The sequence below is a fragment of the Micromonospora sp. NPDC002411 genome, from assembly GCF_053592955.1.
In genome coordinates this window covers 1-20,511 of the sequence record NZ_JBSFBM010000017.1, presented here as the reverse complement: position 1 = coordinate 20,511, position 20,511 = coordinate 1, and the positions used below count along the sequence as shown (strand labels likewise).

Genomic DNA, 20,511 nt, shown 5'->3' with positions numbered 1-20,511 from the left:
CCGGACCGGAGGTGATGTGGCCGACCTGGGCGGACGCGTCGACGTCGGCCGGGAGGAACTGCCGGTTAGAGTGACCGTCGTGACGATGCTGCCCGACCGCCGCCTGCTGCTGGTCCACGCGCACCCCGACGACGAGTCGATCGGCACCGGCTCGACGATGGCCCACTACGCCGCGCAGGGTGCGCACGTCACGCTGGTGACCTGCACCCTCGGAGAGGAGGGCGAGGTGCACGTCCCCGCGCTGTCCCAGCTCGTCGCCGCCGAGGCCGACCAGCTCGGCGGGTACCGGATCCCCGACCGGCCACAGCCAGGCCGGCACCACCGACCAGTCCCCCATCCGGTGCCCCAAGGCGAGGTAAGCCACCCCCCACACCGTCGCCGCCAGCAGCGTCACCCGGTCCAGTTCGCGGCGGCGGGCGGTGCCCAGCAGCGACAGGCCGCCGAGAAAGGTGAAGGCCACCGCGAGACCGATACCGATCCAGACCGGGACAACCGGGGCGGCCGCCTCGGCCTCCTCCTGCGGCACTCCGAGCAGCCGCAGACCGATCGGTTCAACACCCTTGTCGGTGTTGCCGAGCACCACGACCGCTCTGCCGGTGGCGCGTTCGAAGCCGACGTAGGACCGGAATCCGCTGGTCGCGCCGTTGTGCCACACCACCTCGCGGTCACCGTGCCGGGTGGTGAACCAGCCGTACCCGATGCGGGTGTCGCCGTCCTCGCGGAAGCGGGCGGTCGCTGCGTCGGCGCCCGGCGCGGTGCCCGCGAGGGTCGCCGCGGCCAACCGGGCCAGATCCTCCGCCGTGGACCAGGCGCCGGTGCCGGCCGGGGCGTACCCGGCGCCCGTCCACGGGTCGAGCAGCCTCCCGGCGGCCCGACTGCCGTGGGCGCGTTCGGCCGGCAGGTCGTCGGCGCGGGTGGCGACGCTGGTGGCCGTCATGCCGAGCGGCCGTAGCAGCCGGTCGTGCAGCAGCTCGGGGTACGCGAGGCCGGCCTTCGCGGCAAGCGCGTGACCCAGCACGGATGGCCCGAAGTTGGAGTAGTGGACCTCGCCGCGCTCGTCGTCGTCGGTGCTGACCCGTTCGGTGGCGCTGCGGATGGTGTCGACGTCCTGCCCGGCGTAGGGGTTTCCGCCGGAGAGATTGGACAACAGCACGCGTGCCCAGGCCAGCGGGGAGCCGAGGGCCAGCCGGGGCAGACCGGCACGGTGGCTGGCGAGTTCGGCGAGCGTGACGTCGCGGGCGGGGCCGGTGACCTCGGGCCAGGTGGCGCCGAGCCGGTCGTCGGGGCCGACGACACCGGCGGCGGCCTGGTCGGCGAGGAGCATGCCGGTGAGCGCCTTGGTGACCGAGCCGATCTCGAACGGGGTGCCGGGCTCGACGGGCCGACCGGCGGGATCGCGGTGGCCCAGGCCAGCGGTGCGGATCCGGCCGTTCTCCACCAGGGCGACGGCGAGCCCACGGTGCCCCGACGGATCGGGCACTGCCGACCGTGCGGCTGCGGCCAGGTCGCGATCGCCACTGGTCTGCGTGCCCAGTCGGGGCGCCCGGGGCATCAGCGCCACCCCGACCAGGCCGGCGATCAGCGCGACGACGAGGGCGGTGACGGTCGTTCGGCGCATGGTCGTTCCTCCGTGGGGGTGGTCGGATGCGCGGCCGAGCCGCGTCTGGTCAACGGCCGGCGGCGGTGAGGATGGCCAGCAGCGGCACCACGCGTTCGGCCGGGACCGCGTACCGTCCTCGGCCGGCGCTGCGCAGCCAGCCGGCGGCGGTGATCTGGCGCAGGTGGTGGTGCAGTTGGCCGGTGGTGCCCAACTCCTCGATCTCGGCCAGCTCGCTGGTGCTCTGCCGACCGCCGAGGACCTCCCGCAGCAGGCGCAGCCGCACCGGATGGGCCAACGCGGAGAGCGTGCCGGCCAGCTCCGTCCAGTCGGCGGCGAGCAGGTCGTCGACGGTGCGGCCGTACTGCCAGTCGTAGTGCTGGTCGGCGACGCGGACGGTGCCGGTGTAGAGGACCGCGCCTGTGCCATCGGCCGGCAGTCGTTGCTTGAGGCCGTCGAGCGCCCAGAAGGCGCCCTCGGGAGCGGGCGGCGTCGGCGGTGCGACCGTCATCCGCTCGGTCAGGGTGGCGACCTGCGCCTCCAGTGCGGCAAGCCGCTCCTCCATCGTGCTCATACGTCGATATTACGAAGTTACGTACTTCCGTGCAAGACGAGAGCGACATCCGTGACTTTGGTCCCGGCCGGTCGCGGTCTCGTGCCCCTGCCCCGCTCCGGCACAGCGGCCCAGGCTGGTCCTGGAAGCGGAGAAATGACCCAGGAGGTCCCCGATGCGCGCCACAGTCGTCACCGCGTTCGACCGTCCACTGGAGATGCTCGACCTGCCCGTGCCAGAACCCGGCCCCGGCGAGATGCTGGTCCGGATCGAGGCGAGCGGGCTGTGCCACACCGACATCCACGCCGCCCGTGGCGACTGGCCGGTCCGACCCAATCTGCCGTTCGTGCCCGGCCACGAGGGCGTCGGCATCGTCGAGCGGGTCGGCCCCGGCGTCACCGAACACGCCGTCGGCGACCGGGTGGCCCTGCCCTGGCTCGGCTGGGCCTGCGGCACCTGCTCCTACTGCGTGACCGGCTGGGAGACCCTCTGCGAGTCGCAGCGCAACACCGGCTACAGCATCGACGGCGCGCACGCGGAGTACGCCGTCACCGCCGCCCGCTACGCGGTACGCGTACCCGACGGTGTCGACCCGTTCGAGGCGGCACCGTTGACCTGCGCCGGGGTCACCACGTACAAGGCCGTGAAGGTGGCCGGGGTACGCCCCGGCGACCGGGTGGCGATCTTCGGCATCGGCGGGCTCGGCCACCTGGCGCAGCAGTACGCGCAACTCTTCGGCGGCGAGAGCATCGCCGTCGACGTCACCGCCGAGAAGCTCGCCCTGGCTACCGCGCTCGGCGCCACGCACACCGTGAACGCCGTCCAGGTCGACCCGGTCGACGCGATCACCCGCCTCGGTGGAGCCGACGTGGCGATCGTCCTCGCCGCGAACCCCACGGTGATCGAGCAGGCGCACCGGTGCCTGCGTCGCGGCGGGCGGCTCGTGCTGGTGTCCCTGCCCAAGGAGAACACGATCAGCCTGCCGGTCTTCGAGACGGTACTCAAGGGGATCACGGTGATCGGCTCGATCGTCGGCACCCGCGCCGACCTCGCCGAGGTGTTCCGGCTGCACGCCGCCGGGCGGACCCGGGTCGCCTACGAGATCCGCAAGCTCGACGACATCAACACGGCGGTCGAGGACGTCCTCGCCGGCCGGGTCGCCGCCCGTCTGGTTCTCCAGCCATGACCGCCCTCCGATCGTCACCCCCGAGCGCCCGGGCGGGAGCGGCCGCGCTCGGCACCGCCCCCCGCGCACCCTGGCGGGGGTTCACCCACGGCACGTGGCAGGACACGATCGACGTCGCCGACTTCATCCGGGTCAACCACGAGCCGTACACCGGCGACGGCAGCTTCCTCACCGGTCCGATCTGCCGCACCCTGGAGGTCTGGGGCGCGCTGGCGAAGCTCTTCGTCGAGGAACGCCGACGCGGTGTCCTCGACATCGACACCGCCACCCCGTCGACGATCACCGCGCACGCCCCCGGCTGGATCGACCGGGACAAGGAACTCATCGTCGGCCTGCAGACCGACGCGCCACTGCGCCGCGCCATCATGCCGACCGGCGGCCTGCGGATGGTGGAGACCGCACTGCGGGTGTACGGGTACCAACCCGACCCGACGGTGCACCAGATCTTCACCAACTACCGGAAGACGCACAACGACGCGGTCTTCGACGCGTACCCGGCCGACGTGCTGGCCGCGCGGCGCTCGCACATCATCACCGGGCTGCCCGACGCGTACGGGCGCGGAAGGATCATCGGCGACTACCGCCGGGTCGCGTTGTATGGCGTGGACCGGCTGATCGCCGAGCGCCGGACGGTCCGGGAGGCCCTCGACGACCGGCCGTCGACCGACGACGTGATCCGCGACCGGGACGAGTTGGCCGAGCAACTCCGAGCTCTGGACGAACTGAAGCGGATGGCCGCGAGCTACGGCCACGACATCTCCGGGCCGGCCACGACCGGCCAAGAGGCCATCCAGTGGCTGTACTTCGCGTACCTCGCCGCCACCAAGGAACAGAACGGCGCGGCGATGTCGCTCGGGCGCACCGCCACGTTCCTCGACGTCTACCTGCGGCGCGACCTCGCCGAGGGGCGGCTGACCGAGATGGACGCGCAGGAGCTGATCGACGACTTCGTGATCAAGCTGCGAATCATCCGGTTCCTGCGCACCCCGGAGTACGACGAACTCTTCTCCGGTGACCCCACCTGGGTCACCGAGTCGCTCGGCGGGATGGGCGTCGACGGCCGGCCGCTGGTGACCCGCACCAGCTTCCGCTACCTACAGACCCTCTACAACCTCGGTCCGGCCCCGGAGCCCAACCTGACAGTGCTCTGGTCGCCGCGGCTACCCGACGGGTTCAAGCGGTTCTGCGCTCAGGTTTCGCGGGACACCAGCGCCATCCAGTACGAGAACGACGAGCTGATCCGCCCGGCGTACGACGACGACACCGCCATCGCCTGCTGCGTGTCCGCACTGCGGGTCGGCCGGGACATGCAGTTCTTCGGGGCGCGGGCGAACCTGGCGAAGGCGCTGCTCTACGCGATCAACGGCGGTCGCGACGAGCTGAGCGGCGAACAGGTCGCCCCGGCGACACCACCGGTGGACGGCGAGGTCCTCGACTACGACACCGTGCTGGCCGCGTACGACCGGACGCTGGACTGGCTCGCCGAGACGTACGTCGACGCCCTGAACGTGATCCACCACCAGCACGACCGGTACGCCTACGAACGGCTGGAGATGGCGTTGCACGACCACCCGGTGCGCCGGTTCATGGCCACCGGCATCGCCGGCCTGTCGGTGGCGGTGGACAGCCTCGCCGCGATCCGCTACGGCCGGGTCACGGTGCTGCGGGACGCCAGCGGCCTCGCGGTCGACTACGTCGTGGAGGGTGCGCCCCCCACCTACGGCAACAACGACGACCGGGCCGACTCCATCGCCGTGTGGCTGACCGAGGCGTTCGCGGCGAAGTTGCGCCGGCAGCGCACCTACCGCGATGCCGAGCTGACCATGTCGGTGCTCACCATCACCTCGAACGTGGTGTACGGCAAGCACACCGGCAACACCCCGGACGGCCGGCGCGCGGGCGAGCCCTTCGCACCCGGAGCGAATCCGATGAACGGGCGCGACACCCACGGCTTGGTCGCGGCGGCGCTGTCGGTGGCGAGGCTGCCGTACGACGCCGCCCGCGACGGGATCTCGCTGACCGGAACGGTCACCCCCGACGGGTTGGGGCGAACCCGCCAGGAGCGCATCGACAACCTGGCCGGGGTGCTCGACGGGTATACCGACGCTGGTGGGTTCCACCTCAACGTCAACGTCCTGGACCGGGCCACCCTCGTCGACGCGATGGCGCACCCGGAGCGCTACCCGCAGCTGACCGTGCGGGTCTCCGGGTACGCGGTGAACTTCGTCCGGCTCACGCCCGAGCAGCAACGCGACGTGGTGTCGCGTACCTTCCACGGGTCGCTGTGACGACGCGGCCGGCGCCGCCGCCCGGGCGTCGGCCCGGGCGGACCGACGCCCCGACCGTCGGGTACGTGCACTCGTGGGACATCTCCGTGGGGGTGGACGGGCCGGCGGTCCGCTTCGTGGCGTTCCTCGCCGGCTGCCCACTGCGCTGCCGCTACTGCCACAGCCCGGACACCTGGTATCGGCGCAGTGGTCGAACCTGCACTGTGGACGAGCTGATGGCGGAAATCGAACGGTACCGGCGGTTCATCGGCATCGCCGGCGGCGGGGTGACGCTCAGCGGTGGCGAGCCGCTGCTACAACCCCGGTTCACCCGCGAGGTGCTGCGCCGTTGCCACGACCTCGGTCTGCACACCGCTCTGGACACGTCCGGCTTCCTCGGGGTACGCGCCGACGACGACCTGCTCGACGCCACCGACCTGGTGCTGCTGGACGTGAAGTCGTGGAACCCCGCGACGTACCGGCGGGTCACCCGGACCGGGTCGGTGAGCCCGACCCTGCGCTTCGGCCGCCGCCTGGCGCAGCGGGGCACACCGATCTGGATCCGGTTCGTGCTGGTGCCCGGCCTGACCGACGCGGTGGACAACGTGGCGGGCGTCGCCGACTTCGCCGCCGGTCTGGCCTCCGTGCAGCGGGTCGACGTGCTGCCCTTCCACCGGCTCGGCGCGCACAAGTACGCCGAACTTGGCCTCACGTTCCCGCTGGCCGACACCGAGCCGCCCGACCCCGAGTTGCTGGCCCGGGTCCGCGGTCAGTTCGCCGAACGCGGGCTGGCCGTCTTCTGAGCCGGCAGCCGCAGCGGCTAATGACGGTCGGGCGTACCCGGTGAGCCTCGGCCGGCAACCTGGCGGCAGGCCGGTCAGGAAGGGATGCTCCCGGAGCATGTCGAACGGGGTCACGGTGCCGTCCCTCCGTCGCGGCCGTCGCCGGCCCTGGCCCCATCCGACCTCTCCCGGGTACGCGGCGCGAGGGCCGTTGGTCCCGGGCCGCACGGGCGCAACGCCTCTGCCCGGCGCGGTCGCACAGCCCCATCGTGAGAACGGGACGGCGTGCGGGCGACGCGCCGCGCAGCACGGGGAGGTCACGGGTGACGACGACCGGAGGACGAGGCGGGATCCTGGAGGACCCCGTCGACCTGGCCGTGCCGGTCGGGCTCGACGCGGCCGAGGCCGCCGCCCGGCTGCGCGCCACCGGCCCCAACACGGTCATCCCGCCACCCCGCCAACACCTGGCCGTACGGATCCTGCATCAGCTCACCGACCCGCTGGTGGCACTTCTGCTTGCCGCGGCGGCCGTCACCACGGTGCTCGGCGACTACCCGGACACTTCGGTGATCGTCCTGGTCGTGCTGGTGAACACCGTCATCGGGGTGGTGCAGGAGGTACGCGCCGACCGCGCGATCGCCGCGCTGGACCGGCTCGCCGCGCCCGCCGCCCGGGTCGTGCGCGACGGCCGGGAACTGGCGGTGCCCGCCGCCGACCTGGTCCCCGGCGATCTGGTCCGCGTCGAGGCCGGCGACATCGTCCCGGCCGACCTGCTGCTGATCGAGGCGAACCGGCTGCACCTGGACGAGTCCGCGCTGACCGGTGAGTCGGTGACAGTGGGGCGTACCCCGGGCGAGGAGGCGCTGGCCGGGACCGTCGTCACCACCGGACGGGCAGCCGGCACCGTGCTCCGCACGGGAGCAGTGAGCGCCCTGGGCCGGATCAGCGCGCTGGTGGCCGGCACCCGTCCCACCACCACACCACTGCAGCGCCGGCTCTCCGCCCTGGGCCGGGTGCTCGGGTTGGTCGCGGTGGCCCTGTCCGGGCTGGTGTTCGCCATCGGCGTGATCGGTGGCCGGCCGGTAGTGGACATGGCGATCACCGCGGTGAGCCTGGTGGTCGCGGCGGTGCCCGAGTCGCTGCCGGCCGTGGTGACCCTGGCCCTCGCGCTCGGCGCCCGCCGGATGGCCGCCGCGCACGCCATCCCGCGCCAACTGCACGCGGTCGAGACACTCGGCTCGGTGACGGTGATCGCCTCCGACAAGACCGGCACCCTGACCGAGGGACGGATGGCGGTGCAGCAGGTGGTCACTGCCGACGGTGCCCGATATGGAGTCACCGGCACCGGGTACGCCCCGTACGGCACGGTGCACCGGGACGGCGCGGTGGTGGCCGTACCGGAAGGGCTGCGCCGACTGGCGCGTGCCGGGCTGCTCTGCAACGACGCCGCCCTGTCGCCGCCGGACGACGAGCGACCCGACTGGGCTGCGGTCGGTGACCCCCTGGAAGCGGCGCTGGTCGCCTTCGCGGCCCGGTGCGGCCTCGACCCGCAGACGACCCGCGCCGCCTGGCCCCGGGTCGCTGAGCACCCCTTCGACCAGGCGCAACGCCGGATGATCACGGTGCACCGCTCCTGCGACCAGCGTTACCTGGTGGTCTGCAAAGGTGCACCCGAGAGCATCCTCGGCGCCCCGCTGGTCGACGCGACCGCCGAGGAGATCGACGAACTGACCGCCACGGCGCGGCGGCTGGCGGCCGAAGGGTTACGGGTGCTCGCCGTCGCGGCCGCCCTGGTGGACCGGATACCCAACCTCGCCGCACCCACCGGGCTGCGTCCGGTGGGGCTGGTCGCCGTCGGTGACCCGCTGCGCGTCGGCGCCCCGGAGATCGCCGACAGCTTCGACACCGCCGGCGTACGGCTGCTGCTGATCACCGGAGACCACCCGGCCACGGCCGCGGCGATCGGTGGTCAGCTCGGCCTCTGGCGCGTGGGCGACCCCCTCGCCAGCGGCGACGACGACCAGACGGCGCACCCGGACACGCGGGTCTTCGCCCGGACCCAGCCGGAACAGAAGCTCGACATCATCGCCGGCCTGCAAGCCCATGGCGAGGTGGTGGCGATGACCGGTGACGGGGTGAACGACGCACCGGCGCTTCGACGCGCCGACATCGGGGTGGCCATGGGTAGTGGCACCGAGGTCGCCCGGCAGGCCGCTGACCTGGTGCTGGTCGACGACGAGCTGTCCACCGTGGCCACCGCGATCGGCGAGGGCCGCCGGATCTACGACAACATCCGCCGGTTCCTGCGGTACGCCCTCGCCGGTGGGGTGGCGGAGATCATGGTGATGCTGACCGGCCCCCTGTTCGGGTTGGCCGTACCGCTGCTGCCCGCCCAGATCCTCTGGGTCAACCTGCTGACCCACGGGGTGCCCGGCGTGGCGCTCGGCGCCGAGCCGGCCGAACCCGGGACCCTGCGCCGCCCGCCGCGCTCACCCCAGGAGTCGGTGCTCGGCGCCGGGCTGGGTCGGGACGTCCTGGTCACCGGCTCGCTGATCGCCGCCGTGGTGCTCGGCGCCGGCGTGTTCGCCGCACATCAGGGCCTGCCGTGGCAGTCGGTGGTCTTCGTGGTGCTCGGGCTCGCCCAGCTCGGGGTGGCGCTGGCGGTCCGAGCGCCCCGGCTGCCCGGAGCCCGACACCGCAACCCCGGCCTCCTCGTCGCGGTGGCGACGTCGGCGCTACTCCAGGTCGGTGGAGTGCTGTTCGCTCCGCTGCGGGAGTTGCTCGGCACCGACCCGCTGGGGCCGAGCGTGCTGCTGGCCTGCGCGGCGGTCAGCGTCGTGCCCGGGCTGGCGCTGCGGCTGGCCCGTCGCTGGCGGCGTCCCGCCGGGACGCTGACGGGGCGTGCCGAGTGACGGGACCAACGGCCCCCGACCCCTTGCCGTACGCCCCTGACCGCCGGGACGACATCGCACGAGGATGAAGACGGATGAAGGAGGACGTGATGACCATCAGATCCGGTGCTCCCATTGTGGTGGCGGTGGACGGCTCGACCTCGGCGCTGGAGGCGGTGCGGGTCGCCGCCCAGGAAGCGACGGTGCGGCAGCGCCCCCTGCGGGTGGTGCACGCGTTCATCTGGCCTCTCTACGACGTACCGCTGATTCCGGCGCCGGGCGCTCCCGTCGACGCCGGGCTTCGTCACCAGGCTGAGCTGACCGTCGCCGAGGCGGTGACCGAGGCCGGCAAGACCGCGCCGGAACTCGCCGTCACCGGCGCGGTGATCGACGGCGCGGCCACGCCGGTGCTCCTGGGCGAATCCCGCGACGCGGCGCTACTGGTGCTCGGCAGCCGGGGCCTGGGAGGTTTCGCCGAACTGCTGATCGGCTCGGTGGCCGTGCAGGTCTCCGCCCGCGCCGAGTGCCCGGTGCTGGTGGTCAAGGGTGAGGCGCGCGCCGACGGCCCCGTGCTGGTCGGCGTCGACGGCTCGGCCCTGTCCACCGAGGCCCTGGCATTCGCCTTCGAGGAGGCCGCGCTGCGCGGCACCGACCTGGTGGCCGTGCACGCCTGGCTCACCCCCACGCCGACCGGCCCCGGCGACATTCTGCCGCTGGTGTACGACGTCGACGCCCTGGCCGCCGACGAGAAGCGGGTGCTCGCCGAATCCCTGGCCGGCTGGTCGCAGCGGTATCCCGAGGTGCCGGTACGCCAGTGTGTGGCGTACGGCGCGGCAGCTCGGGTGCTGGTGCAGCAGTCCGCCAGCGCGCAGCTCACCGTGGTCGGAGCACACGGCCGGGGCGCCCTCGCCGGTGCTCTGCTCGGCTCGGTGAGCCACGCGGTCCTGCACCACTCGCACAGCCCGCTGGCGATCGTCCGGCACCGCCGGGACGCCTGAACGCCGTACCCCCGTCCGCGCCGGCCGCCTCCCGGCCGGCGCGTTCGGCGGCGCGGCGCGGGTGCACGGTCGACAATGAGCTGACCGACCCAGGGAGCGCCGATGAACCGACCCGTCGTGGTGGGCGTGGACGGATCGCCGTCCAGCCTCGTCGCCGCCGAGCACGCGGCCAGCGCCGCGCAGCTCCGGTCCCGACCGCTGCACCTGGTGCACGGCTTCCTGCACCCGCTCGGCTACGGCGTGCCGCTCAACCCGTACGACCTCGGGGTGCCGGCTCCCTCCGAGGACGCGCAGAAAATGTTGGAGCGTACGGCGACCGAGCTGGCCGACAGGTGGCCCGGCCTGGTCGTCGAGGTGCGTCAGGTCGCCGGCGGCCCCGGCATCACCATGATCGAGGAGTCCCGCCGGGCCGACCTCGTCGTGGTGGGCAGTCGAGGGCTGGGCGGTTTCGCCGGGCTGCTGCTCGGCTCGGTCGGCTCTCAGGTCGCCGCGCACGCGCACTGCCCGGTGCTGGTGGTCCGCCCGGACGAACAACCGATCCCGGTGGACGCCCCGGTGCTCGTCGGCGTCGACGGGTCCGAGTCGTCCCGGCTCGCCGCGGGCTACGCCGCCGACGAGGCGGCGCTACGCGACGTGCCGGTGGTGCTGGTGCACGTCGGCCCGCCGACCGAGGGCCGGACGGTGCCGGAGGAGATCGAGGAGTCGCAGGCCGCATACCAGGCCGATGCGGTGCGGCTGCTGGCCGATGCCTCCGCCGCGGTCCGCGCCGAGTATCCCGACCTGGTGGTGCGGGAGCATCCCGTCCGGGCCGCCGGGGCGGCCCAGGGGCTCATCGAGGCTAGCGGCAACGCGTCGCTGCTGGTCGTGGGCACCCGGGGCCGGGCCGGGTTCACCGGCATGCTGCTCGGCTCGGTCAGCCAGGCGGCGATCCAGCACGCGCACTGCCCGGTGCTGGTCGCCCACCCGTACCCGGTCAGCTGACCGGCGCGCCGTCCCCTCGGCCGAGCATCTGGAGGAAGTCGGTGGTGAGGGCGAACGGGTCGGCGGGCCCGCCGGCCGGCGGGCGACGCTCGATCTGGTCGGCCAACTCCCCGGCGGCGCGCCGGATCCGACCGCGCAACGCGCCGTCGGCGGTGCCGTCCGCCCAGTCCTCCGGGGCGGCGAAGACCGCGGTCGGGACCACCACCGACCGCAGGTACGCGAACATCGGGCGGACGGCGTGCTCCAGGGCCAGCGAGTGCCGGGCGGTGCCGCCGGTGGCCCCGATCAGCACCGGCCGGTCGACGAGCGACTCCTTGTCCAACACGTCGAAGAAGGACTTGAAGAGCCCGTTGTAGGAGGCGCTGAAGATCGGGGTGACGGCGATGAGGCCGTCCGCGCCGGTCACCCTGTCGACGACCTCGCGCAGCGCCGCCGGCGCGAACCCGGTGAGCATGTTGTTCACCACGTCGTGGGCGTACTCCCGCAGGTCGACGACGTGCAGCTCCACCTCGGCGCCGCGCCGGACCAACTCGTCGCGGGTGGCCGCGGCGAGCTGGTCGGCGAGCAGCCGGGTCGACGAGGGCTGACTCAGCCCCGCCGAGACCACGGCCAGGGTGCGGCGGGTCATCGGGTCGCCTCCTCCGGCGCCTTGCCCGTGACGTCGTCGACGGCGTGCACGGTGCTGTCCTTGGCGCCGCCTGCGGCGGCGACCAGCGAGGCGTGGGTGGGCGCCTCCGGCACGTGCGCCGGACGCAGCGCGGCGAACTCCTTGCGCAGCACCGGCACGACCTCCTCGCCGAGCAGGTCGAGCTGCTCCAGCACCGTCTTCAGGGGCAGGCCCGCGTGGTCCATCAGGAACAGCTGCCGCTGGTAGTCGCCGACGTACTCCCGGAAGCCCAGGGTGCGGTCGATGACCTGCTGCGGGCTGCCCACCGTCAGCGGCGTCTCCCGGGTGAACTCCTCCAGCGACGGCCCGTGCCCGTAGACCGGGGCGTTGTCGAAGTACGGACGGAACTCCCGGACGGCGTCCTGCGAGTTGCGGCGCATGAACACCTGCCCGCCCAGGCCGACGATGGCCTGGTCGGCGGTGCCGTGGCCGTAGTGCGCGTAGCGCTGGCGGTAGAGGCCGACCATCCGCTGGGTGTGCTCCTTGGGCCAGAAGATGTGGTTGGCGAAGAAGCCGTCGCCGTAGTACGCGGCCTGCTCGGCGATCTCCGGGCTGCGGATCGAGCCGTGCCAGACGAACGGGGGCACCCCGTCGAGCGGGCGCGGCGTCGAGGTGAACGACTGCAACGGCGTGCGGTACTTGCCCTTCCAGTCGACCACGTCCTCGCGCCACAGCCGGTGCAGCAGGTCGTAGTTCTCGATGGCGAGGGGGATGCCGGCGCGGATGTCCTTGCCGAACCACGGGTAGACCGGGCCGGTGTTGCCGCGGCCCATCATGAGGTCCACCCGACCGTCGGACAGGTGCTGGAGCATCGCGTAGTCCTCGGCGATCTTCACCGGGTCGTTGGTGGTGATCAGCGTGGTCGCGGTGGACAGCAGCAGACGCTCGGTACGCGCCGCGATGTGGCCCATCATGGTGGTCGGGGACGACGGCACGAACGGCGGGTTGTGGTGCTCGCCGGTGGCGAAGACGTCCAGGCCGACCTCCTCGGCCTTCAGCGCGATGGCGACCATCGCCTTGATCCGCTCATGCTCGGTCGGCTCCCGACCGGTGGTCGGGTCGACCGTGACGTCGCCGACGGTGAAGACTCCGAACTGCATGACCAGCTCCTTGCGTGTTGAACCGGGTCATTCGTGGTGCCCGGACGCAGCTGTCAACTTATTTGACGAGTCAACTATTCCGTCGGCGGGATGCCCTGGTGTGGCGTCGGTCACCTCCCAGGAGCGGATCTCGGTCGGTCTGGCGCGTCGCTCAGCCGCCCGCGACCGACGGCAACACCTGCACCTCGGCATCGTCGCCGACCGGCGTGGCGAGACCACCGGAGTGCCGGCAGTCTTCCCCGTCGACGAAGACGTTGACGTAGCGGCGCAGCTCACCCCGCTCGTCACGGATCCGGCGGGACAGCCTCGGATGGTGGGCGGCCAGCTCGTCGAGGACCGCCCGGAGGGTCCCGGTGGCGGCGACGCTCAGCCGACTGGCACCGCCGGCCTCACCCCGCAGCGGACCGGGCAGCAGCACGGTGACCACGTCACACCGTCGCAGCGCGGACGCAGAGCACGTCGGGCAGGTGCGTGCCAACCGTCGACCAGGAGTCGCCCTCGTCGCGGCTGGCGAAGACCGACCCGGACCGGGTGCCGAAGTAGACCCCACCCGGGGTGGAGTCGTCGGCGCACATCGCGTCCCGCAGCACCGCCGGGTAGAACGGACCCTCCGGCAGCCCCACCGACAGCGGCTCCCACTTGCCGCCCGCGTCGGCGGAACGGAACACCCGGCACCGGTGATCGGTGGGGAACCGCTCGCTGTCGGCCACCAACGGGAAGGTCCACACCATGCCGCCGCGGCCGGGGTGGGCCACCATCGGGAAGCCGAAGTCGCTGGGCAGCCCGTCGGCGATCGAGGACCACGTGCGGCCGTCGTCGTCGGAGCGGTAGACGCCGTGGTGGTTCTGCGCGTACAGCCGCTCGGGGTTGCCCGCGTCCCGGGCGACCTTGTGCACGCACTGGCCGAACTCCGGCCACTCGTCGGGCATGAAGTACGCGCGGATGCCGGTGTTGCCCGGCGCCCAACTGGCCCCGGCGTCCTCCGAGCGGTAGACCCCGCCGGTGGACATGGCGACCAGCAGCCGGGCCGGGTCACGCGGGTGCGGCAGCACGGTGTGCACTGCCTGACCGCCGAAGCCGGCCTCCCACTGCGGGCGGTGCGGGTGGTCCCAGAGGGACCGGACCAGCTCGAAGCTGCGACCACCATCGGTGGACTTGAACAGGGCGGACGGCTCGGTGCCGGCCCAGACCACGTCCGGCTCGTCAGGGCCTGCCGGCATCAGCTGCCAGACCCGACCGAGGGAGACGCCCGTGTCGCTCGGGAACGCCACCGGCGCCTGGTCGGGCTCGTCCCAGGAAGCGCCGAGGTCGTCGCTGGTGGCGACGCTGGGCCCGAAGTGTGAGCTGGTCACCCCGGCGAGCAACCGGGGGGTGGGACGACGGGTGTCGACAGCGACCGCGTAGACACCTGTCATCGGAAAGTGCGGGCCGGTGATCTCCCAACTGCGCCGGTCGTCGCCACTGGTGGCGAGGAACAACCCCTTGGCTGTGCCGATCGCGAGCAGTGTTGCCATCACGTCCTCCGAACCGTCGGTGAGCAGGTGCGGTGATTATGGCCACACCCCCCGACACGTTCAGCGGACACGCGCCGCCCCCGCGCGGGCGCGTGTTCTCAGTGCTGGACGAGGCCCCCGACCACAACGGGGCCGACGTGGCCCGTCGGCGGAAGCGTCCGCGCCAGGGTGAGGCCGATGTCGACCACCGCCGATCGGCGCAGGCACGCCACGTCCGGCAGCGGCGTCCAGACCGACTCGGCGGTCTCGCCGTTCGGCTCGGGCCTGAGCGCGCCGCCGACGACGCGGACCCGGTAGAAGATCCCGACATTCTGGTGCTCGACACCCCGCAGCGCCTCGGCAGCGGGAATCACCCGCGAATCCACGCCCAGCAGTCGCTCGACCACCGCCTCGTAACCGGTCTCCTCGGCGACCTCCCGGATCACCGCGTCGAACGGATCCTCCGCCTGCTCGACCTTGCCGCCGGGCAGGGTCCAGTGCATCTCGCCGGTCGGTCTCACGTAGTGCGCGAGCAGCACCCGCTCGTCCTTGATGCACACGGCGTACGCCGCCAGCCGGAAACTCACTCCGCACCTCCGGGCGGAACCTATCCCAGTGGCCGTGGAGGCGGTGTCCGAGTTCTGGCTCGACCGGGGCTATACCTCGGCCGTCCTCGCGGCCCGACGGCGGGGAACGTGCCGCCGGTAGCTACTGACGGTGGGGTCGCCGGTGATCCAGAAGCGCCAGGGAACATCGTGGGCGGCGGCCACCCCGACCCGGGGTCCGGCCGAGATGGCCGACCTGGCGAGCGGGCGCTTCGGCGGCGTCAACAGCAGCGGGCCACTGCCGTCGATCATGGACGTGCCGTTGGCCGCCGCGTTGATACCGAGCGCGACGACCAGCCGGGCGGGCCCGCGGGCGAGATCACGATCGGCCACGTCGCCCCGGCGTTCGCGGGCGACGTCCACTCCGTCGACGACCTCACCCGCGCGCAGCAGGACGGCCGCCGCCTCTCCCTCGGCGCCACACACGACGTTCAGACACCAGTGCATGCCGAACACGAAGTAGGTGTAGGCGTATCCGGCCGGGCCGAACATGACAGCGGTGCGCGGGGTGGGGCCGCGGTGGGCGTGTGAGGCCGGGTCCTCCCCCGTGCCCGCGTACGCCTCGACCTCGGTCAGCCGGACCCGGACAGGGCCGGCCGTGAGCTCCCAGCCGAGGAGCGACCGCGCCGTCTCGGGTATCTGAGCGGCGGGGGCATGCAGCGGGGAGTAGTCCACCGGACCAGGAAACTCCGGGTGACGGAGATCGGCAAACCGACCCCACCCACGGTTCAACAGAATGTTGACAACGGTGCGTTGATGGTGTGTGCTCGGAATATGACGATCGACGATCCGTTCACCGCGCCCCACCCGGCCCGCGTCCGTGCCCACCGCACCCACGAGGCACTCCAGCGGATCAGCGAACGGCACGCCGGCACCGACAGCCAGCGCGGACGCTGGGCCCACCCCTACGTGCTGGACCCCTGGGAGGCGGTGGCCCTGATCACCGCGCTCGCCGCCGGTGGGGCCGAGCGCGAGCCCACCGAGGAACCGGTCGACACCGCCGACCTCACCGCCGCGCTGACCCTGCTGCCGCACGTGCGCGCCGAACTGGACGCCCTGGAGGCCGGGTTGATGACGCTGGCCCGCGATCGGGGCTTGACCTGGCAGGCGATCGCGTACGGGCTGGGCCTGGGCAGCGCGCAGGCGGCCCGGCAGCGCTACGAACGGGTCGCCGCCCGCTCCGCCGAGCCGACTTCCTGACCGTCCCGCCTGGTCGATCATGGAGTTGTGGTGGGGACAAAACCACCATGGGGTGCCAACTCAGGCACCACACTTCCATGATCGACGAGACGGGACGACCGTGCCGAGCGGCGGCCGGGCGGGCAGACTGGGCCAACGACGAGGAGGGCACCCATGGAGCGCGCGGACATGCTGGCGTACTGCCTGGCCAAGCCGGGAGCGTGGCTGGACCAGCCGTGGGAGGGCGACGAGGTGGTGAAGGTCGGCAGCCGGATCTTCGCGTTCCTCGGCAACGGTGCGGGTGAGCCGACGGTCGGCGTCAAGTGCGGGCCGACCCGCGAGGTGGCCGACGAGTGGCTGCACCGGCACCCGGACGACGCCAGGGTGATGGCCTACATCGGCCGGTCCGGGTGGAACACGCTGCGCCTGACCGGCGGGATCGACGCCGAGGAGCTGACCGAGGCGGTCGACGGGTCGTACGAGATGGTGGTTGCCAAGCTCCCGAAGCGGGAGCGCCCGACGGTCTGAACCGACCGCGGCGCCGGCGGAACGCGCCGACGCCGCGGCGAGGTCAGCGCGGTACGACCGACTCGGTGGCCCACTCCCGCCAGCCGGCCAGCCGGTCGGCGGCGGAGGCGAGCTGGTCGGCGACCGGGCCAGGGCCGGTGGAGCCGGGAGTGGTACGGGCCGCGAGGGCCGAACGAACCGAGAGCACGTCGCGCACCGACGGGTCGAGGTGCCCGCTGATCGCGGCCAGGTCCTCGTCCGAGACGTCCTCCAGCTCGCACTCGCGGGCCGCGCAGAGCGCCACCAACCGGCCGGTGATCTCGTGCGCGTCACGGAACGGCACGTTGCGCCGGACCAGCCAGTCGGCGACCTCGGTGGCCAGGGAGAACCCGACCGGCGCGGCGGCGACGAGACGGTCCACCCGGACCGACATCGTGGAGATCATTCCCGCCAGGGCCGGCAGCAGCAGCTCAAGGGTGTCCACGGCGTCGAACGCCGGCTCCTTGTCCTCCTGCATGTCCCGGTCGTAGGTCATCGGCAGGCCCTTGAGCATGGTCAGGACGGTCACCAGCCCACCGACCAGCCGCCCGGACTTGCCGCGCGCCAGCTCGGCGATGTCCGCGTTCTTCTTCTGCGGCATGATCGACGAACCGGTGGCGAACGAGTCGTCCAGCTCCACCCAGCCGAACTCGTGCGACGTCCAGAGCACCACCTCCTCGCCGAGCCGGGACAGGTGCACCCCGATCATGGCGGTGGTGAAGAGGAACTCGGCGACGAAGTCCCGGTCGGCGACCGCGTCCATCGAGTTCGCGAACGACGTACGGAAGCCCAGCTCCTTGGCCACGGCCACCGGGTCCAGGGGCAGCCCGGAACCGGCGAGGGCGCCCGCGCCGAGCGGGCTGACGGCCGCCCGGTGGTCCCAGTCGCGCAGCCGCTCCAGGTCCCGCAGCAACGGCTGCACGTGGGCGAGCAACCAGTGCCCGAAGGTGACCGGCTGGGCGTGCTGGAGGTGGGTCATGCCGGGCGCGGCGGTGTCGATGTGCCGTTCGGCCTGCTCGACCAACGCCTCGGCCAGCTCGACGAGGCGGCTGGCCACACCCCGGGCGTGATCACGCAGGTAGAGCCGCAGGTCGGTGGCGACCTGGTCGTTGCGGGACCGGCCGGCCCGCAGCTTGCCGCCGAGGCTACCGAGGCGCTCCAGCAGACCCCGCTCCAGCGCGGTGTGCACGTCCTCGTCGTCGATGGTGGGGCGGAACGTCCCGGAGGCGCAGGCGGCCTCCAGGTCGTCCAACGCGGCCAGGATCCGACCCAGCTCCTCCGGGTCGAGCAGGCCGGCGCCGGCGAGGACCCGGGCGTGCGCCCGGGAACCGGCGATGTCGTACGGGGCCAGGCGCCAGTCGAACTGCACGCTCACCGACAGTCGGGCGAGCGCCTCGGCGGGACCGCCGGCGAACCGGCCACCCCACAGGCTCGTCCGGTTGGTGGCTGCGCTGTTCTCGGTCAGGCTCTTGTCGTCCACGTCGCCCATCATTTCTCGGCTTGCCTTTCGGTCGCGACTGCGGGGCCTACTCGCTGCGCTCGCTCACCGCTCGCGCTCGCACATGTCACTGCGCGCCACCGCCCAGCCGGGCGTCCCGTGCGGCGGCCATCCGACTCGGCAGCCCCCACAACTGCACGAAGCCCTTGGCCAGTGACTGGTCGAAGGTGTCGCCGGTGTCGTAGGTGGCCATCCCGAAGTCGTAGAGGCTCGCCTCGGAGCGCCGGCCGGTGACGGTGGCCCGGCCCCCGTGCAGGGTCATCCGCACCTCACCGCTCACGTGTCGCTGCGCGTCGTCGATGAACGCGTCCAACGACTCCTTCAGGGGTGAGAACCACAGGCCGTCGTAGACGAGTTCGCCCCAGCGCTGGTCGACGCTCTTCTTGAACCGGGCCAGATCCCGCTCCACTGTCACCGCTTCCAACTCCTGGTGGGCGGTGATCAACGCGATCGCGCCGGGCGCCTCGTACACCTCGCGGCTCTTGATGCCCACGAGGCGGTCCTCGACCATGTCGAGCCGGCCCACGCCGTGGTCGCCGGCACGCCGGTTGAGCTCAAGGATCGCCTGGTACGGGGTGACCGTCTCACCGTCGATCGCCACCGGCACGCCGGCGTCGAACGTGATCACGACTTCGTCGGCGTCGCGCTCCTGCGCCGGGTCGGCGGTGTACGAGTAGAGGCCTTCCACCGGGGCGTTCCAGATGTCCTCCAGGAACCCGGTCTCCACGGCGCGACCCCACAGGTTCTGGTCGATCGAGTACGGGGACCGGGCCGACACGTCGATCGGCAGCCCGCGCTCCTCGGCGAAGGCGATCGCCTTGTCCCGGCTCCAGGCGAAGTCCCGAGCCGGCGCGATGATCCTCAGGTCGGGAGCGAGCGCGTTCAGGCCCACCTCGAAGCGGACCTGGTCGTTGCCCTTGCCGGTGCAGCCGTGCGACACGATCGTGCCGCCGTGCGCACGTGCCGCCGCCACCAGGTGCTTCACGATCAGCGGCCGGGACAACGCCGACACCAGCGGGTAGCGGTCCATGTAGAGGGCGTTGGCCCGGATCGCCGGCAGGCAGTACTCGGCGGCGAACTCGTCCCGCGCGTCGACCACCTCCGCCTCGACGGCGCCACAGTCCAGCGCACGCTGCCGGATCGCGCCCAGGTCCTCCCCACCCTGACCGACGTCGACCGCGACCGCGATCACCTCGGCGCCGGTCTGCTCGGCCAGGTACGGAATGGCGACGGACGTGTCCAACCCTCCGGAGTACGCGAGGACGACCCGCTCGCTCATGACGTGGTGTTCCCTTCGACGCTGTCGTCCCGTCGGGCCCAGCCGGCGAGCTTCTCACCGAGCGCCGCCCCACCGACGTCCTCGCGGGCCACGACGAGGATGGTGTCGTCGCCGGCGATCGTGCCGACGATCTCCGGCAGACCCGCCCGGTCCAACGCGCTGGCCAGGTACTGGGCTGCGCCCGGCGGGGTACGCAGCACGGCGATGTTGCCGCTGGAGTCGACGCCGTTGAGCAGCTCGTGCAGCAGCCGCATCAGCCGGGCCGGCGCTGCCTCGGCGTCGCGCAGCGGACGTTTGCCGTCCTCGGGGATCAGGTAGACGGCCGGACCGTCGCCGCCGCGCACCTTGACCGCGCCCAACTCTTCGAGGTCCCGCGAGAGGGTGGCCTGGGTGACACCGACACCGTCGGCGGCAAGCAGGTCGGCCAACTCGGTCTGGGACCGGATGGCCTTGTCGCGGATCAGCTCCACGATGCGGGCGTGTCGGGCCGCGCGGGTCAACGGGGCGGTCATCGGGACTCCCCGGTCGCCGTGTCCAGCAGGAACGTCAGCAGTGCCTTCTGCGCGTGCAGCCGGTTCTCCGCCTGGTCGAAGACCGCGCTCTGCGGGCCGTCGAGCACCTCGTCGGTGATCTCCTCGCCGCGGTGCGCGGGCAGGCAGTGCAGCACTATCGCGTCCGGCGCGGCCTGGCCGAGCAGCTCCTTGTTGACCTGGTACGGCAGGAACGGCGTGATCCGGTCCAGCCCGTCGGACTCCTGACCCATCGAGGTCCAGGTGTCGGTGGCGAGCACGTCGGCGCCCCGGTACTCCAACCGCCCCGGCGGTTACACCCGGATCGTGAAGACCGGTCCGCGCAAGGGTGACAACGCTCCGATGGCGATCATCGAGCT

18 protein-coding genes and 4 pseudogenes are annotated in these 20,511 nt (G+C 72.4%); 10 read left to right on the top strand and 12 right to left on the bottom strand.

The features are described 5' to 3' along the window. Positions 1–70 precede the first annotated feature (70 nt). Positions 71–292 (top strand): annotated as a pseudogene (locus ACWCO3_RS04240) (PIG-L family deacetylase); the annotation flags it as partial. Between the two features lie 276 nt (positions 293–568). Here the strand turns inward: ACWCO3_RS04240 and ACWCO3_RS04235 are convergent. After that, positions 569–1,552, bottom strand: a pseudogene (locus ACWCO3_RS04235) (serine hydrolase domain-containing protein); the annotation flags it as partial. 115 nt (positions 1,553–1,667) lie between these two features. Beyond that, entirely contained in the window at positions 1,668–2,171 is a 504-nt protein-coding gene (locus ACWCO3_RS04230) for an ArsR/SmtB family transcription factor (protein ID WP_244311794.1), read from the bottom strand. 154 nt (positions 2,172–2,325) lie between these two features. Between ACWCO3_RS04230 and ACWCO3_RS04225 the strand changes: the two genes are divergently transcribed. The 6 genes from ACWCO3_RS04225 to ACWCO3_RS04200 all read left to right on the top strand — a co-directional run bounded on the left by ACWCO3_RS04225 (position 2,326) and on the right by ACWCO3_RS04200 (position 11,255). Next, positions 2,326–3,336 carry a zinc-dependent alcohol dehydrogenase gene (locus ACWCO3_RS04225; protein WP_450008408.1) on the top strand — a complete coding sequence of 337 codons (1,011 nt, stop codon included), beginning with the start codon at positions 2,326–2,328 and terminating at the stop codon, positions 3,334–3,336. After that, a complete protein-coding gene (pflB, locus tag ACWCO3_RS04220) occupies positions 3,333–5,624 on the top strand; it encodes a formate C-acetyltransferase (protein WP_450008407.1) in 2,292 nt (763 codons plus the stop codon). The genes ACWCO3_RS04225 and pflB overlap by 4 nt, the downstream gene beginning before the upstream one ends. Positions 5,625–5,689: 65 nt before the next feature. Then, the gene (pflA, locus tag ACWCO3_RS04215; protein ID WP_358163580.1) at positions 5,690–6,406 is read left to right on the top strand and encodes a pyruvate formate-lyase-activating protein; all 717 of its coding nucleotides are present in this window, start codon (positions 5,690–5,692) and stop codon (positions 6,404–6,406) included. Positions 6,407–6,708: 302 nt separating this feature from the next. Further along, positions 6,709–9,297, top strand: coding sequence for a cation-translocating P-type ATPase (locus ACWCO3_RS04210; protein ID WP_450008404.1), 2,589 nt, complete (start codon positions 6,709–6,711; stop codon positions 9,295–9,297). A gap of 89 nt (positions 9,298–9,386) precedes the next feature. Continuing rightward, positions 9,387–10,274: a universal stress protein gene (locus tag ACWCO3_RS04205; RefSeq protein ID WP_145783576.1), complete on the top strand. Its 888-nt coding sequence runs from the start codon at positions 9,387–9,389 to the stop codon at positions 10,272–10,274. Between the two features lie 102 nt (positions 10,275–10,376). Continuing rightward, entirely contained in the window at positions 10,377–11,255 is an 879-nt protein-coding gene (locus tag ACWCO3_RS04200) for a universal stress protein (RefSeq protein WP_450008401.1), read from the top strand. Here ACWCO3_RS04200 and ACWCO3_RS04195 read toward each other — a convergent pair. From ACWCO3_RS04195 to ACWCO3_RS04170, 6 genes are all read right to left on the bottom strand, one after another. Continuing rightward, positions 11,248–11,883: an FMN reductase gene (locus tag ACWCO3_RS04195; protein ID WP_145783580.1), complete on the bottom strand. Its 636-nt coding sequence runs from the start codon at positions 11,881–11,883 to the stop codon at positions 11,248–11,250. The genes ACWCO3_RS04200 and ACWCO3_RS04195 overlap by 8 nt on opposite strands. After that, entirely contained in the window at positions 11,880–13,022 is a 1,143-nt protein-coding gene (locus ACWCO3_RS04190) for an LLM class flavin-dependent oxidoreductase (protein WP_145783582.1), read from the bottom strand. The genes ACWCO3_RS04195 and ACWCO3_RS04190 overlap by 4 nt, the downstream gene beginning before the upstream one ends. A 151-nt stretch (positions 13,023–13,173) precedes the next feature. After that, complete coding sequence (locus tag ACWCO3_RS04185) at positions 13,174–13,449, bottom strand: ubiquitin-like small modifier protein 1 (RefSeq protein WP_145783583.1); 276 nt, start codon at positions 13,447–13,449, stop codon at positions 13,174–13,176. Between the two features lies 1 nt (position 13,450). Beyond that, the gene (locus tag ACWCO3_RS04180; RefSeq protein WP_450008398.1) at positions 13,451–14,536 is read right to left on the bottom strand and encodes a WD40/YVTN/BNR-like repeat-containing protein; all 1,086 of its coding nucleotides are present in this window, start codon (positions 14,534–14,536) and stop codon (positions 13,451–13,453) included. 98 nt (positions 14,537–14,634) lie between these two features. Continuing rightward, entirely contained in the window at positions 14,635–15,102 is a 468-nt protein-coding gene (locus tag ACWCO3_RS04175) for an NUDIX hydrolase (protein WP_450008396.1), read from the bottom strand. Positions 15,103–15,171: 69 nt separating this feature from the next. After that, positions 15,172–15,795: a DNA-3-methyladenine glycosylase gene (locus ACWCO3_RS04170; protein WP_145783589.1), complete on the bottom strand. Its 624-nt coding sequence runs from the start codon at positions 15,793–15,795 to the stop codon at positions 15,172–15,174. Between the two features lie 99 nt (positions 15,796–15,894). Between ACWCO3_RS04170 and ACWCO3_RS04165 the strand changes: the two genes are divergently transcribed. Together ACWCO3_RS04165 and ACWCO3_RS04160 are read left to right on the top strand one after the other, a co-directional pair. After that, positions 15,895–16,320 (top strand): DNA-binding protein, encoded by a 426-nt coding sequence (locus ACWCO3_RS04165; RefSeq protein ID WP_357937352.1) that lies wholly within the window; start codon positions 15,895–15,897, stop codon positions 16,318–16,320. A 153-nt stretch (positions 16,321–16,473) separates the two neighbouring features. Beyond that, complete coding sequence (locus tag ACWCO3_RS04160; protein ID WP_450008393.1) at positions 16,474–16,827, top strand: MmcQ/YjbR family DNA-binding protein; 354 nt, start codon at positions 16,474–16,476, stop codon at positions 16,825–16,827. Positions 16,828–16,870: 43 nt separating this feature from the next. Here ACWCO3_RS04160 and argH read toward each other — a convergent pair whose 3' ends face one another. The 4 genes and pseudogenes from argH to ACWCO3_RS04140 all read right to left on the bottom strand — a co-directional run. After that, entirely contained in the window at positions 16,871–18,334 is a 1,464-nt protein-coding gene (gene argH / locus ACWCO3_RS04155) for an argininosuccinate lyase (RefSeq protein ID WP_145783595.1), read from the bottom strand. Positions 18,335–18,410: 76 nt separating this feature from the next. Then, entirely contained in the window at positions 18,411–19,622 is a 1,212-nt protein-coding gene (locus ACWCO3_RS04150) for an argininosuccinate synthase (RefSeq protein ID WP_358163592.1), read from the bottom strand. After that, complete coding sequence (locus ACWCO3_RS04145; protein WP_145783599.1) at positions 19,619–20,134, bottom strand: arginine repressor; 516 nt, start codon at positions 20,132–20,134, stop codon at positions 19,619–19,621. Before ACWCO3_RS04145 ends, ACWCO3_RS04150 begins: the two co-directional genes overlap by 4 nt. Further along, positions 20,131–20,424 (bottom strand): annotated as a pseudogene (locus ACWCO3_RS04140) (ornithine carbamoyltransferase); the annotation flags it as partial. The pseudogene ACWCO3_RS04140 and the gene ACWCO3_RS04145, both read right to left, overlap by 4 nt. Here ACWCO3_RS04140 and ACWCO3_RS04135 point away from each other — a divergent pair. Next, positions 20,417–20,511, top strand: a pseudogene (locus ACWCO3_RS04135) (bL17 family ribosomal protein); the annotation flags it as partial. The pseudogenes ACWCO3_RS04140 and ACWCO3_RS04135 sit on opposite strands and share 8 nt — an antisense overlap.